Origin of the sequence: Microcystis sp. LE19-41.2A (assembly GCF_027530405.1) — a bacterium.
In the GTDB taxonomy this organism is placed as follows: domain Bacteria; phylum Cyanobacteriota; class Cyanobacteriia; order Cyanobacteriales; family Microcystaceae; genus Microcystis; species Microcystis aeruginosa.
This window is the reverse complement of the sequence record NZ_JAPZQJ010000450.1, coordinates 15,880-28,915: the sequence shown is the minus strand read 5'-3', so window position 1 is coordinate 28,915 and position 13,036 is coordinate 15,880. Positions and strand designations below refer to the sequence as shown.

Annotated in this window: 14 protein-coding genes and 3 pseudogenes; 7 read left to right on the top strand and 10 right to left on the bottom strand. The window is 43.1% G+C overall.

Features of this window, described 5'->3' with window-relative positions; genetic code table 11:
- Positions 1-190 precede the first annotated feature (190 nt).
- From O9290_RS19185 to kdpC, 3 genes and pseudogenes are all read left to right on the top strand, one after another.
- Positions 191-409, top strand: a pseudogene (locus O9290_RS19185) (DNA cytosine methyltransferase); the annotation flags it as partial.
- Between the two features lie 176 nt (positions 410-585).
- A complete protein-coding gene (locus O9290_RS19180; RefSeq protein ID WP_288031588.1) occupies positions 586-792 on the top strand; it encodes a potassium-transporting ATPase subunit F in 207 nt (68 codons plus the stop codon).
- A 2-nt stretch (positions 793-794) separates the two neighbouring features.
- On the top strand, positions 795-1,439 hold the full coding sequence (gene kdpC, locus O9290_RS19175) for a K(+)-transporting ATPase subunit C (protein ID WP_002761773.1): 645 nt from the start codon (positions 795-797) through the stop codon (positions 1,437-1,439).
- A gap of 132 nt (positions 1,440-1,571) precedes the next feature.
- On the opposite strand, the gene O9290_RS19170 is transcribed toward kdpC, so the two are convergent.
- On the bottom strand, positions 1,572-2,255 hold the full coding sequence (locus tag O9290_RS19170) for a YdcF family protein (protein ID WP_288057333.1): 684 nt from the start codon (positions 2,253-2,255) through the stop codon (positions 1,572-1,574).
- A gap of 3 nt (positions 2,256-2,258) precedes the next feature.
- A pseudogene (locus O9290_RS19160) lies at positions 2,259-4,954 on the bottom strand (DNA gyrase/topoisomerase IV subunit A).
- 82 nt (positions 4,955-5,036) lie between these two features.
- Between O9290_RS19160 and O9290_RS19155 the strand changes: the two are divergent.
- A complete protein-coding gene (locus tag O9290_RS19155; RefSeq protein WP_072924258.1) occupies positions 5,037-5,441 on the top strand; it encodes a response regulator in 405 nt (134 codons plus the stop codon).
- A 243-nt stretch (positions 5,442-5,684) separates the two neighbouring features.
- Here O9290_RS19155 and O9290_RS19150 read toward each other — a convergent pair whose 3' ends face one another.
- Positions 5,685-6,377: a M15 family metallopeptidase gene (locus O9290_RS19150; protein ID WP_125731132.1), complete on the bottom strand. Its 693-nt coding sequence runs from the start codon at positions 6,375-6,377 to the stop codon at positions 5,685-5,687.
- The gene (locus O9290_RS19145) at positions 6,346-6,507 is read right to left on the bottom strand and encodes a hypothetical protein (RefSeq protein WP_287107856.1); all 162 of its coding nucleotides are present in this window, start codon (positions 6,505-6,507) and stop codon (positions 6,346-6,348) included. The genes O9290_RS19150 and O9290_RS19145 overlap by 32 nt, the downstream gene beginning before the upstream one ends.
- Between O9290_RS19145 and O9290_RS19140 the strand changes: the two genes are divergently transcribed.
- The gene (locus tag O9290_RS19140; protein WP_104397014.1) at positions 6,439-6,630 is read left to right on the top strand and encodes a hypothetical protein; all 192 of its coding nucleotides are present in this window, start codon (positions 6,439-6,441) and stop codon (positions 6,628-6,630) included. The two genes, O9290_RS19145 and O9290_RS19140, sit on opposite strands and share 69 nt — an antisense overlap.
- A gap of 29 nt (positions 6,631-6,659) precedes the next feature.
- Here O9290_RS19140 and dndC read toward each other — a convergent pair whose 3' ends face one another.
- From dndC to O9290_RS19120, 4 genes are all read right to left on the bottom strand, one after another.
- Positions 6,660-8,261 (bottom strand): DNA phosphorothioation system sulfurtransferase DndC, encoded by a 1,602-nt coding sequence (gene dndC, locus O9290_RS19135; RefSeq protein ID WP_288058999.1) that lies wholly within the window; start codon positions 8,259-8,261, stop codon positions 6,660-6,662.
- A gap of 158 nt (positions 8,262-8,419) precedes the next feature.
- Positions 8,420-9,655, bottom strand: coding sequence for a DNA sulfur modification protein DndB (locus tag O9290_RS19130; RefSeq protein WP_002761759.1), 1,236 nt, complete (start codon positions 9,653-9,655; stop codon positions 8,420-8,422).
- Between the two features lie 394 nt (positions 9,656-10,049).
- Positions 10,050-10,784 (bottom strand): SDR family oxidoreductase, encoded by a 735-nt coding sequence (locus tag O9290_RS19125; protein WP_079206637.1) that lies wholly within the window; start codon positions 10,782-10,784, stop codon positions 10,050-10,052.
- Between the two features lie 38 nt (positions 10,785-10,822).
- Positions 10,823-11,611 carry a class I SAM-dependent methyltransferase gene (locus tag O9290_RS19120; protein WP_288059007.1) on the bottom strand — a complete coding sequence of 263 codons (789 nt, stop codon included), beginning with the start codon at positions 11,609-11,611 and terminating at the stop codon, positions 10,823-10,825.
- A gap of 78 nt (positions 11,612-11,689) precedes the next feature.
- On the opposite strand from O9290_RS19120, the pseudogene O9290_RS28270 reads away from it, so the two are divergent.
- Positions 11,690-11,899 (top strand): annotated as a pseudogene (locus O9290_RS28270) (MvdC/MvdD family ATP grasp protein); the annotation flags it as partial.
- Between the two features lie 22 nt (positions 11,900-11,921).
- On the opposite strand, the gene O9290_RS19115 reads toward O9290_RS28270, so the two are convergent.
- The gene (locus O9290_RS19115; protein WP_288087384.1) at positions 11,922-12,059 is read right to left on the bottom strand and encodes a hypothetical protein; all 138 of its coding nucleotides are present in this window, start codon (positions 12,057-12,059) and stop codon (positions 11,922-11,924) included.
- A gap of 52 nt (positions 12,060-12,111) precedes the next feature.
- Between O9290_RS19115 and O9290_RS19110 the strand changes: the two genes are divergently transcribed.
- Positions 12,112-12,270 carry a microviridin/marinostatin family tricyclic proteinase inhibitor gene (locus O9290_RS19110; protein ID WP_125731137.1) on the top strand — a complete coding sequence of 53 codons (159 nt, stop codon included), beginning with the start codon at positions 12,112-12,114 and terminating at the stop codon, positions 12,268-12,270.
- Between the two features lie 164 nt (positions 12,271-12,434).
- On the opposite strand, the gene O9290_RS19105 is transcribed toward O9290_RS19110, so the two are convergent.
- Positions 12,435-12,914: a hypothetical protein gene (locus tag O9290_RS19105; RefSeq protein WP_288032847.1), complete on the bottom strand. Its 480-nt coding sequence runs from the start codon at positions 12,912-12,914 to the stop codon at positions 12,435-12,437.
- Positions 12,915-13,036: the final 122 nt, after the last annotated feature.

The following is a 13,036-nucleotide window of genomic DNA, read 5'->3' as shown; positions in this document are numbered from 1 at the left end:
AGGCTCTTCGGTTTGTGTTATGCAATGGACGGGGGTTATAAGGGATGGAACCCTTACATAGAAAGGCATTTAGCGATTTTTGTCAATTGTTTTTGCTCTAGAGCAAACTAATCAATTAAGTCTCTTACCAGATAAGGATTTAGTCGATTTATGCCCCCCTATCGAACCATACCAAGTAACGAAGAACCAGGAAAAATTAAGACCGCTAACAACGAGGGAGCGAAGCTATATTCAAACTTTTCCTAAAGACTTTATTTTTACAGGAACAAAATCTAATCTAGAACAAATGATTGGCAATGCTGTTCCTATTAATTTGGCTAGATATGTAGGCCAATGTATTCTTAACTATGAATTGAAAAAGGAGAACAAGACAACCTATCGACAACTACAGCTAAGTAAGTGGTTATAATTAAATTGAAAATAGATTTTGTCTTTGATCCCCCCTTAATCCCCCCTTGATAAGGGGGGTGTCGATCCCCCCTTAATCCCCCCTTGATAAGGGGGGTGTCTGATAATTTTTAACGCCTACCTACTTATTTTCTTGATTTACTGGCAAAAACAAATCTCCAAAAAACTCTAATTCTTATGAAAGCAGCCCCTAGAAAATACCGATTTTTCTGGTATATTTTCTTAAATTTCTGTCTAACAATTCTTTTCTCCTCCATCGTTCAAGCTTCTACGGGAAGCACTATCGATAGGGGGCAAGCCTTCGCATTAACCCTTTTAGGATTAGTCGCCTTTGCTTTATTTATCTATCTGTTCTTGGTCATCTTTGTACCGGAGAGGTTTTAATCATGAGTTTTGCACGCGAGGCCGGTAGAGCCATCCGTTCTACCCTAGTTCTCTGGGTGATCACTGCGCTGATCTATCCTTTCTCGATGATCGCCATCGGTCAAATTCTTTTTCCCTGGCAAGCGAACGGGAGTTTGATCACCAATAATCAAGGTCAAGTGGTGGGTTCGGCTCTAATTGGGCAACCTTTCACCAGCGATCGCTATTTCAATAGTCGTCCAAGTACCACCGCCTACAGTACGGCCGATCCGAAAAACGATCCTAACAAAGTCCTGCAAACCGGAATTTCGGGGGCGAGTAACCTAGCTCCCAGTAACCCCCTGTTGATCGATCGAATTAAAGGAAAACCCGATCCCGACCCGCAAAAAGCACTGGAGGGGGAGATTCCCCGATTAGAGAAAGCGACAATTAAACCCACCGCAGATCTAGTATATACCTCCGGATCGAGTCTCGATCCCCACATCACCCCGGAGGCCGCCAGAGCGCAGATCGAGCGGGTGGCGCTCTCACGCGGATTACCGACGAATCAAGTGGAGATCCTCGTTACCAAAAACACCGATGATCGCTTTCTCGGCATCTTCGGCGAACCGGGGGTTAACCTGCTGAAACTGAATTTGGCTCTAGATGCGATCGCAAATTCCCGATAGGGTTTCTGATGCTAAATCCTGTTTAAAAGGTATAGGAAAGTGGGAAGAGAGAGTTTGCCTTTAAAAACCCCAAGTTAGTAGATTTACAAAAATGGGATGCAGCCGCTAAAAAACTAACTGGGAGAGTATTGTTTAGCTGATCTTACCTTGGGATTCACATTGAAAACCTTCATCTTGCCAAGCTTCCAAATCAACGGAATTTAAGGGAATGACTTGCCAACTGGGGGGATGGATTAATTGTCCCACAAAAGCCCAAATTATACTTCTAGTCAGATCTAACCCAGTTTTTAGCTTTGATTCGTGATTACCGGGGATACCAATTTCTCGGACTGCATCGATTTCTACTGCTATACCGTGGGATTGCAAGTGAATTTCTGCTAACCATTTAGCGCGGGGTAAATGAGTAGGAGAGGTGACAACTTTTACTTTATGTACTCCCCATTGTTTTAAAATTGGCACGGCAAAGAAAAAATTGCCGAAGGTAGAATCAGCACACTTTTCTAACCAGACGTTAGTTTTTGGCGCTTTTGCCCGTTCAAATAGTAATAAAATACAGGGGTCTTTCGAGCCTTCGGAAATCAAAATCGGTATATTGGGGTATTGCTGGGCCAGATTAGCTGCATAAATTTCCCGACGAATGCTGCCCCCCAAAACTAAGATGGCATCAATGGGTTTTTGTTGATTAATTGGCAAGCGGACGGCTAAATTAATCGCTAGATTAAGGATAATAAACCCAAAAACCAGAATCAGAGTTAGTTTTAACCATCTTTGCCAATTTCGGTGTTTACGCACAAAATTTTTCGATTTTTTCCCCATTGTTTAGAGATGGTGTAACAATTGTGCTTTGATAATTTTTTCTGCGGGGTTGAGTTTAACTAATTGTGAACCTGTCCCGTCTTTACCCGTAACTGTCACAGTCTCTACCTCTAAGGGTAGTTTTCGATTCTGATTGGTACTTAATAACACTATACTCCCCTCCCGCGCCGCTACCATGGCCGCTAAACTATCCTGTTTGTTGACGAATTGTAAAGCTGGTGAACCAAGATCGCCTAATTGTGATAAGCGTAAATTCTCGATCGCCAGTCTTTTCCCGTAACCTAATCCCGAAATCAGGAGCAGATTTTCCCGATGGGGGAGAGAAACACAGCCAGCTAGATGTTCCCCGTAGCGCAATCGCAAAATTGCCAAACCCTGAGCGGATTTACTCATCATTGGCAATAATTCCTCGCGCACGGGATAACGTAACACTCGACCGCTACTGGTGGCGATCGCTAAGTCCAGGCCCTCGTGAGTAAAAATAGCACCATATAGGCGATCGTCTTCTTTCAATTTCATGAGGGACAAACCCCGACTACCAACCCCCTCTAATTCATCGATGGGAAGCCGCTTTATTCGCCCCTGTTGACTCAGTAAAAGCAATTCTTGACTTTTTTGAGGTTCCGTCAAGAAAAATTGATTTAACACGGCTTCTGAATCTTTTTGGGCGGTTTTGGTCAGCAGACTGGAGATTAACACCGGTTGATTGTCTTTTGGAGGAACTTCCCGGGTAGCAATCGGGTAAGCTTTAGCATTATCGAGGATAACTAGGAAATTTTCCCGTTTTTCGATCGCCTGTTGATAGATAATTAAACCCCGGTCCGGCACTCGCTCTTCTGGTGTCGTCCAACTAATTTTATCTTCGGCATCAAGCAATAAAATCGCATTTTCTGGGGGTTCTTGGGGCGTAAATAGGCTTAAACTCGGTACATTCTCACTCTCAGGCTTTTTCTTAACTTGATTCTCCTGTTTTTTAACTTCTGACTTGAAAGAGGGTGTAGGGTGTGGGGTGTGGGGTGTAGGGTGTGGGGTGTGGGGTGTGGGGTGTGGGGTGTGGGGTGTGGGGTGTGGGGTGTAGGTAAGGAAACCTCTTTCGTCTCTGGTGGTGAAAATTTTTTCATCGGGACTGTCTCCTGTTTTTTAACAACAGAATCCTGTTTCTTCCCTGCTGTCTCCTGTCTCCTGTCCCCCGACTTGCCAGTGGGAATTTTTGTCCGTCTGCTATCGGCGAATTTTTTCTTTAAAGAGCGCAATTCTTTTTTCAGAGACTTGAGAAACTCCTGACGGTTATGGAGGAGGGTTTCTAACTGTTGAATTTTTGTTTGTAATTCCGTCGCTTCCGTCTCTAACTTTTGTCTTTCCAAACCGGTTAAACGACGTAGGGGCATAGCCAAGATAGAATCAGCTTGAGCGTCACTAATGCCCAATTCTGCCTGAAAACGGTACTTAGCCGTCGTCCCATCGGGAGCATTTTTGAGAATATCCACCACTCGATCGATATTCTGCAAAGCTAATAATAAACCCTCCACTAAGTGTAAGCGATCGCTGGCCTGTTGCAACTCATCGCCATACTGACGGGTGAGAGTCGTTTCTCGAAAGCGCAAGAATTCCTGTAAAACTTGTTTTAAAGATAACTGCCGGGGTTGATTATCGACCAAAGCGAGGATAATCGCCCCAAAATTAGTCTGTAGGGCCGTTTGTTGGTATAAAGCCGCCAAAACCTGCTGCGGTTGACTTTCCCGCTTTAATTCAATCACCACCCGAATGCCTTCGCGATTACTTTCATCGCGGATATCGGCAATTCCCTCCAATTTCCCTAAATTGACTAATTCGGCGATTTTTTCGATCCATGCCGCCTTATTCACCTGAAAAGGCAACTCAGTAACCACAATTGCCGTCCTTTCCCTTCGGCGCTTGCCCTCAATGATAATTGTTTCAGTTTTCGCCACTCCGCGCACGGGAATAATCCCCCTACCGGTGCGATAAGCCTCCCGAATGCCGGTATCATCTAAAATCTCGCCTCCCGTGGGAAAATCCGGCCCGGGGATAATTTCTACTAACTTTTCCTCGCTTAAATCGGGATTATCAATCAAAGCGATTAAACCTTCCACCACTTCCCCTAAATTATGGGGAGGAATATTAGTCGCCATCCCTACCGCAATACCTGAACAACCATTAAGAATCAGTATCGGTAACTGAGCGGGTAAAACAACGGGTTCCTGTTGAGAATTATCAAAATTACTGCTAAAATTAACGATAGCTTCGCTAATTCCCCCCAAAACCGCCTGATCACCGATGCCAGCCAAACGGGTTTCTGTATAACGCATGGCCGCCGGGGGGTCGTTATCGATCGAACCAAAGTTACCATGGCCCGATAAAAGTGGGTAACGACTGGAAAAATCCTGTACCATACGAACCAGTGCCTCGTACACTGACTGATCGCCGTGGGGATGATATTTACCCAAGACATCCCCCACCACCCGCGCACATTTGCGAAAAGGGCGATCGGGAGTTAAACCCAGTTCGTGCATAGCGTATAATATGCGACGATGCACTGGTTTTAGTCCATCGCGTACATCCGGCAAGGCTCGCCCCACGATCACACTCATGGCATATTCTAGATAGGATCGTTCCATCTCTTGGTGTAAGGCCGTGGGTATAATTTGACCACTAGCTAAGAAATCCAGTTGTTTGGCCATGAGTCTCTCGTTTTCAATCTGTCTAGCTGTGAATCATAAGGCATTTTGCCCGTTTTAACCTTGTTTATCCCTGAGCATCCCTATGACGACTGTTTTGATTGTAGAAGACGACCCGATTAATTTTCGCGTTTTTGCCAAAATTTTGACCAAACGAGGTGGTCTAGAGGTTAAAGGGACCGAAGACGTGGAAGAAGTGCTTCGTATTGCTCGGGATAAGGAAGCGGACGTGATCTTAATGGATGTCTCCCTCTCCCATAGTGTCTATGAAGGGAAAGCGGTAGATGGCATTAAAATCAGCCAAATTCTCAAAGCTAACCCCGAAACCGCCGATTTACCCGTTATTATCGTCACCGCTCACGCTATGGAGGGCGATCGAGAGAATTTTCTCAAGCAGAGTCAGGCCGATGGTTATATTTCTAAACCAGTGGTTGATCACCAAGCTTTTGTTAATCAAATTTTGGCGATCATCGATCAGAAGCTGGTCTAAGCTTTGAGTCTTCTTTTGTTAGTATATCAGTATTGATCTAGGGTGGGCTGAATAAATCTAAAAACCTTGTTGGGTAAGACTTTTAGACCTTTTGTCAATCAAAAAGTACCGGCGACGGAAGTGATTGGGGGGAAAATCCCTGGACTTTTCCCCTGAAAATTAGGTAATTGACCCCCTCAAAATCGGTAAAACCCTACACCCCACACCCTGTCCCCACAAGAAACTTTTTGCCGCAAACCCTACTTAATCCTCCACTCTGCCATAGATGGCGTAGGCTCGATCGAGCGACCAGGCCCACATCTGATCCCCTAGGGAAAAATGCCACCATTCCCCCTTATGTCGGCTAAATCCCGCCTCCTCCATCACTTTAGCCAATAAAACTCGTTTTTGATGATAACTCTGTTCTCGCGGGCTTTTTGCGGCGATATAATAATCGGGATGCGATCGCTCACTGATCTCATCGATTTCTCCCCCCATGTCGATGGCTTGTCCCTTCTCGTTCACCAGGGTAATATCGATCGCCGCTCCGGTACTATGGGGAGGCGGAGTGGCGGCATTATCGCTGGGAACCGCCCAAATAGTGTAAACTTCTGTTAAAATCGCTTGACTTTCTGCCTCCGATAGTTTCTCTTTGGCTAATCCTTTTGTGTCTAGGAGAGTCTGAAAACTATAATCGACCATAAATTGTTGCACTTCCACCGGTCGATAGGCATCAAAAATCAGAATTTGCCAACCAGGTTGATAGACTTGCAGGCGGTTTTGAGCGTCAATCAGAGCATTTAACACCCCTTGTCGCAAAAAATAGGGAGATTTACCCCGATAATTAGCCCCCAATTTCTCGTAAGCATGGGGAGAAGGGATAACAAATTTATCTGCGGGTATAGGTACTAGGGGTTCCCCACATTCACGAATAGGAATTTTTTGGTAGGGTTTCATCGCGTCGTCGAGAAACAGTAATTTTATTGATGGTCCACTCGATCGCCAGTTTACATAGGGTTTGCGGCAAAAAGTTTTTCGTGGGGGTAGGGTGTGGGGTGTGGGGTGTGGGGTGTGGGGTTTTACCCATTTTCAGGTGGTCAATTACCTAATTTTCAGGGAAAAAGTCCAGGGATTTTCCCCCCAATCACTACAAGGGTCGGCACTTTTTGAGGGAAAAAAGTCTAAAAACCTTATCCAACAAGGTTGTTAGATTTATTCAGCAAACCCTACATAAACCCGTTATTCTTCCTCCTCATCGGTTGTAGGGAATTTCATACTGGCCCAAGTTAACTGTTTTTGCGGGTCTTTTTCCGGTTCACTAAAACTCTCCTTGAGTTGTTCTTTCACCTGAGCAATATTGCCACTTTGAGCGGCATTCTTTAGATCATAGACATAACGAGCATTTTCGATCGCTTCCTCTTTACTACGAGAACTAGACTCAAAGCATTTTTCTAGGTCTTTGTAAATACCCTTGCGAGAGATTTTGAGAAAATATTGACGTTCTGTATCGATAAGTTTAGCCAATAATTCTAGGTGCATGGAATCCTCGGCACAGATATCCGCGAGGATATCCCATTCTTCACTCCCCAAAAGATTATTATCCGCTCCCGGTCGCGGGTCTTGAAAAGTTTCTCCAGTCACTTGTTTATAAATCTTCGGTAATTGGTCATCAAATTCGTGCTTTTCTTCCCTCCAAATCCGGCGAATTTCGCTGAGTTCCTCCGTGGTAATTAGGGTAATATCTTTCATCTCCTCTGGGGCATTAGTACGCACGCTCTCCTGAGCTTCTAATACCCTTCTCAGCCAATATTCTCGCCATTGTTTAGTATAGGGTCCCGGTATGGGTTCGATCGATATTTCTCCATTTAAGTTTCTTTCAAATAATTGTACTTTCCCAACAAGACGACGGAAATCACGTCTCTCTCTATCATCCAAAAGGTCTAATTCATTTCTAAGTTCTACGAGCGGTTGTAACCATTCTTTTTCTTGGTCATTCTGAACCATCATACTCAGAGATGTATCTTTATCTACCAAAGTACAAACCCAACAACCAAAACGGGAACTTCCACAGCTAGGAGTGGAAGTATCTACCACTAAGGGACATTCATTATCCGCAGTCGCTCCTCGATACATTGCTAATAATTCTTTGTTATCTCCTCCCCAGGGATTTTCCCACTGCATTAGGTACATCCATACTTCATCAGTACGCCAATCTTCTATGGGACTATAAACGAGAGAATTGGGCATATTTGCATTAGGACTCAAACGCTCACGAAGTCTTTTAGCTTCTAATTTTTCCATCACCTTAGCACGACGAGAGCTTTCTGTTTTGCGGATTCCCAAAACTAATATTGTTTCCCCACAATTTCTGATGACTTCACGAATAAAGTTATTAGAAGCGTTAATTTTCAGTCTTCCAGTACACCAACGAAATTTCAAACGGGGAGCAGGATAACCCTTACCTATTAATCCACTCCAAAAGCGATCTTCCACAGCAGGATAGAGTAAATGTGATTTAAATGGCATTCTGTGAGCTTCTGAAGCTTTTTCCAGCTTTTCCATTGACTTTCTAACCCATGCAGAGACAATGGGATTTTCAACCATTGTGTCGGTGGTGATCACATGAATAGTTTTTTGTCGCTTCTCTAATGGTAAAGCAGCGATCGCATTCCAGATTAACTGTAAAACTGCTGAACTATCTTTTCCCCAAGAAACACCAATAATCCAAGGAATCTCATCTAAACAGTAGAGCTTTTGTACTTCTTGAGTCAGTAGTTTAATATCTTCTACGAACTCATCAATAGTACGATTCGGTAGTAGAGAGGTTTGGATTGCGGTCATTACATATATACTTTTAAAGTTCTCCTCTCTATACTCTATGTCTAATTAGTAAAACCTATCAATAGGCACAGGAAAAGAGAGATAAAGCAAAACTGCTCAATCTCTGTTTGTGATTTCAGAAGGTATATAAGACTGAATTCCTCTAAATCTACTCGAAACTAGATTAAAACTATCCCAGTTTTCTCTTTTACAGCATCTCTGGCGATTTTAAACGCTTTATCGACTGCTGTTGTCTGTGTAACTATCTTTTTAGCACCAGCATCATCAATCACGATACTATTTAGCCATAAAGCTGAGTCACGGGTATAATCCAAACCCGCAAGTGCTTTAATTAGAGCTTCTCGCTGTAAATCAGTGAATTCTTGGCCAAAAAAGATGAAATGTCCAATGCGACTGAGTACCTGAAACCCAACCGTATTAAAGTCCACGCGCTGTTGTCTGAGATCGTATAAGTTGAGATTGACCGTTTGAGATGCAGGTTGTAGCAAAAGTCGCCAAGTATCGTTATTTTTGGCGAATTCTGTGTAAAAAATCTTCAGTCTCTCTAACATCAGCAAAAATTCACTCTTACTTTGACGAAAATGAGATTCTATAACTGGTTTTCGAGATGAACCAAAAAGAAATTCAGCGACACCGATTCTTAACTGACTCATAGTAAACATATATTTGGTGTCTTTTCCGATAGTACGAGAGATTTTATCAATCCGTCCATTGAAAATGACTAAATCTTTAGTAATTGTCCGAGTCAACTTAGCAAGAGGATCGGTAACGTCGAAAGCAGCCAATAAAGCAGGAGGGATGGGTTTATTTTTGGCACAATCGGCAAAATCTTGATGAATTTGATCCATATCTGCTTCTTGAACCACCAGCACAGTTACGCTGTCGTTACGCAAGTCAGGTTTTTCAGGTAAAACTTTTTCGATCGCTTTTAACCGATGTTGACCATCAGTAACATAAAGTTCTACATCTATTGGCATAACAGCATAACCGAATTTGACTGGACCTGCACCATAGGTAAAAACTTTGATCGGTGTATTCGAGTTAAAGATGAATGGGGGCAAAATATACTGATCTGTCTCTAGCAAATACTTTGCAATCTCGTTAACGTGCTGGGGAATAAGTGGTCTGTTCATGACTTCATCCGCATTAGACTTATTCTTTTTAGCTTCAGCACTTTGTAATTTTGCCAATTCAATCAGCAGACTACAAGGTAGAGAAAAAACTAGATGAGTTCTTCCCCCCTGTTCGTAAACATGACAAATAAAAACTCTCGCTCCTGATGTGGCCGAATCAGCGAAAGCTAAAGTCTGCGCTTCATCTTGTCTTTGACAGTGTACGAGGTCAGCACTGGAACGGTAGCCGTCGTCATTGACAGCCGATGTGATCTGAGTCATAATTAACCTTGAAAAAATGTCCAAAAACAATTAAGTACATACAAACGTCCGAGAAGTCCTACTGCAATAGGTACTTATCGGAATTTTTGTTTATGCACTGAATCTAGTTTAAAGAAAGCTTTTAGGCTTGTCAATAGCCTATATAAAATTAATATACCGTTTTTGCAGTCAAGATATAGACTGATTTTTGTTTTTGCAGTCGAAAAGTGGATTGATAGGTAAAATTCAGTAGGGTATAGGTACGATACCCAAAACAGCGATCGCAAAATCGAACCTATGTACTATGATCAACCCTTAATGCAACTTTAAAAACCCGCTTCCCACTCCCTCCTATACCCTTTAAAGAGGATTTAGTATCACTTTCCCGGGTTGAGGGTTTAAGTCCGGTTAGGGATTAAAGAGTAACTCCACCGTCCACGGGTAAAACCACCCCTGTCATATAGGGGTTGATAATCAAACTCAATACTGCTAGGGCGACTTCTTCGGGTTGCCCTAAATGTTCGACAGGTAGAGCAGAAACCGCCCATTTGCTCAGGTCGGAGCGTTCCGAATCACCTTGACTGGTCCAGATGCTTGTATCTTCTATTAATCCGGGGGCAACAACGTTAACGCGAATAGGAGCGAGTTCTAGGGCGAGGGCGCGTCCAAATACGGCTACGGCACTATTAGCGGCGGCTATGACGGAAATTCCGCCCATTTTGGAATATTTGAACATAGTGACGCTGGATGTCAGGGTAATAGAACCGTCCTTGGCCAAAGTTTTCAGGGAGCCACGCACTGCTAAAAAGGTTGCCCAGAATTTCTCCATACCTCCCCGGGCCGTTTCTGTGGTCATTTCGGTTAATAAGGCTCGCGGCATATTTCTGTCTCCGAGAGAGGTGACTACTAAATGGTCAAAGTTGCCAATTTCTGCAAAAAAGGCATTAACAGAATCTTCTTCTAAAAAATTAACAGTTTTGGCTTCAATCTCCCCGGAAATTAGGGCAACAGCGGCAGCTAATTTCTCTTGAGAAGCATGGGAAAGCACCACTTTTGCCCCCAGGGAGAGCAATTTTTCGGCAATCGCTAGGTCAATCCCGGAGCTTGCACCAATAATAACGACTTTTTTACCCGATAAGGAATCAAACATTTTTTTGTCTCCAAAAATTCAAGAAAAACTTACAACTATTACAGTATATTGACTGGCTTTTGGGCAGCAACTAACCAATAAGTTATGGCCGAGGAACTTAGCAAATTATCCAGAGCATTAATGTTTAAATTATAGGTTTCTTCGTCTAATTTTCCCGATTGCAATTCCTCTGTTAACCAAGACTTAAGATGGCGAAAATGTCTGAACCAGCACTCCTCCGTCACCTCGACAAATTGAACATCTTTAAACCCTGCCTGTTGATAAAGATTTTGATACTCGGCAATATCTTTGACCGTGTTTGCTTGGGGAACTGTCCAATCCCCTAAAAGTTCTGTTGTGGCAAAACTCAGATCTGAGAGAATTAAGGTTCCCCCCGGCTTTAATACTCGCCAAGCTTCTTGCAAGAATTGCCGCCTGGTATTAAAATAAAAAGCCGCTTCTACACAAATAATTTGCTCAAAAGAATGATCAGCAAAATCCATCTCTACTGCGTCCATTAACAGAAATTTACCCTCGGGAAAATTCAAGAGACTTCTGGCAATTTGTGTCGGAGAAATGTTAATCCCCACAATTGCTGTCAATGGGTAATATTTGAGAAGATAATGGGTAGTTGCTCCCAAACCACAGCCAACATCAAGAATTGTTCCCTGTTTGTTGGGAATAAATTCTAAAAGTTTCTCCATCAGAGTAGAGGATGCTTCCTGTTGATCTTGGGTATGGGAGAGCCAATAACCGACATTAAAAAACTCTCTTTCACCATAAAACTCTCGAATCGAAGGACTACAAATTAAATCATCGAATCTACTAATCCATTCATTTTTATCCATTGTTAAACTCACTTAACTGTTTCGGCAAAAACTACATTAGTTTAACACGATTGGGCTTAGTAGAGCGGGAAGTGGGAAGTGGGTTATAGCAATGCTTGCCAAACTCTTGTTAAGGCACTAGATATTGACCGCGTGGCTGAGGCGATATAAAAAAAAGGAGCCACACCTTTTCCCTTAGATACCGATAAATTTCCCTTAGAGGTTCAACTAACAGCCCAATTTAATGGTAAAAAAAGTTTTTATCAATTAACCTATAACCATCAATCTATATTATCATATCTGGTGAGGGACAGAAGTTATCGCTTTTGAATTAGGAATGGGGAGCGGAGAACAGGGAAGAAAATTGGCGTACCTGATGACCCTGAATAAAGCTATAAGTGTCACCGATGGGAGTGCGGGTAAGGTGAGTATTTGACTTGAGTAAGACGGCAATATATGTTACTATCACAAGGTAATCGCAGCTATCTTGAAAAAGCTGCTACTCAAAACTAGGAATGACCATGAATTATCCCAATAGCGAACAAAGTAAAGCAATCCCCTTCTTTGCTCGTTTTTTATCTGTGGACCAAGACGAGGATCCGACTCCCGATTCCCCCCCCGATTCTGAACCGGCTCCCGTTTGGACTTGGAAATGGCCTTCTGACTGGGAAGATAGTTAATTAATTTAAAGATTGCTTTCAGTAATTCAGACAGAAATAAACTACCGCCATAGGTCAAGCAGGAGTAAGATTTATGGCGGTTTTTTGTTGTATTTAGGGTTTGCTGAAAAAGTCAATTTGCCGGTGAGGGCAGCGGGGAGAGAAGGTGCTTAGTCAAGTCACAACTACTCTTCAGCAATTTCGACTTCTTTGGGAGCAATGGGTTCTTCGGCAGCAATTTCTACTTCAATAGCCTTTTTCAGGTTAAGTTTTAGAACTTGAGAAATTGGCAAACCTTCCACCTCATTGATGAGATATTCTTGAGTTTCTGTTTCACGACGTTTGAGATAGACCGTTTTAAGCAGTGCCTCAATGCCATAACCCGTCACAATGTCGCCAATAATGGTAGAGAGGCCTAAGACCCCAAGTCCACCAATTAGTCCCAGCGGACCGCCTAACCCAAAAAGTGCGTAAATCATCGGATAGGCAGTACCACCGGATGCGGCAACAGCAATAATGAAAATAATGCCGGGGAGTCCCAGAGAAGCAAGTTTTTGAACAACTTCATCCAGAGAAATTCCCCAGGAGACAAGTTTTTTGTTGATGTCTGTGGGATTAATTCCGAGAAAATCATTGGGAATGGCCGTTTCAGTAGTTTCCGTCATTGATGAGACTCCTAAAATCACTAAGTTGGATTGGTTGGTCGGGATTTCAGTCATATAAAATCCATGGTAAGGCAAAAGAATACAAATCGGCTGTCTAGCAATCAGATGCCTTGCAGCATTTT

Excerpts from the sequence above, each read along its gene's own strand:
- O9290_RS19125 (WP_079206637.1), bottom strand. The coding sequence starts at position 10,784 with ATGTTTGATTCCTTATCGGGTAAAAAAGTCGTTATTATTGGTGCAAGC.
- dndC (WP_288058999.1), bottom strand. The coding sequence starts at position 8,261 with ATGACCGCAATCCAAACCTCTCTACTACCGAATCGTACTATTGATGAG.
- O9290_RS19105 (WP_288032847.1), bottom strand. The coding sequence starts at position 12,914 with ATGACGGAAACTACTGAAACGGCCATTCCCAATGATTTTCTCGGAATT.
- O9290_RS19130 (WP_002761759.1), bottom strand. The coding sequence starts at position 9,655 with ATGACTCAGATCACATCGGCTGTCAATGACGACGGCTACCGTTCCAGT.
- O9290_RS19110 (WP_125731137.1), top strand. The coding sequence starts at position 12,112 with ATGAATTATCCCAATAGCGAACAAAGTAAAGCAATCCCCTTCTTTGCT.
- O9290_RS19150 (WP_125731132.1), bottom strand. The coding sequence starts at position 6,377 with ATGAAACCCTACCAAAAAATTCCTATTCGTGAATGTGGGGAACCCCTA.
- O9290_RS19180 (WP_288031588.1), top strand. The coding sequence starts at position 586 with ATGAAAGCAGCCCCTAGAAAATACCGATTTTTCTGGTATATTTTCTTA.
- O9290_RS19120 (WP_288059007.1), bottom strand. The coding sequence starts at position 11,611 with ATGGATAAAAATGAATGGATTAGTAGATTCGATGATTTAATTTGTAGT.
- O9290_RS19145 (WP_287107856.1), bottom strand. The coding sequence starts at position 6,507 with ATGGGTAAAACCCCACACCCCACACCCCACACCCCACACCCTACCCCC.
- kdpC (WP_002761773.1), top strand. The coding sequence starts at position 795 with ATGAGTTTTGCACGCGAGGCCGGTAGAGCCATCCGTTCTACCCTAGTT.
- O9290_RS19170 (WP_288057333.1), bottom strand. The coding sequence starts at position 2,255 with ATGGGGAAAAAATCGAAAAATTTTGTGCGTAAACACCGAAATTGGCAA.
- O9290_RS19155 (WP_072924258.1), top strand. The coding sequence starts at position 5,037 with ATGACGACTGTTTTGATTGTAGAAGACGACCCGATTAATTTTCGCGTT.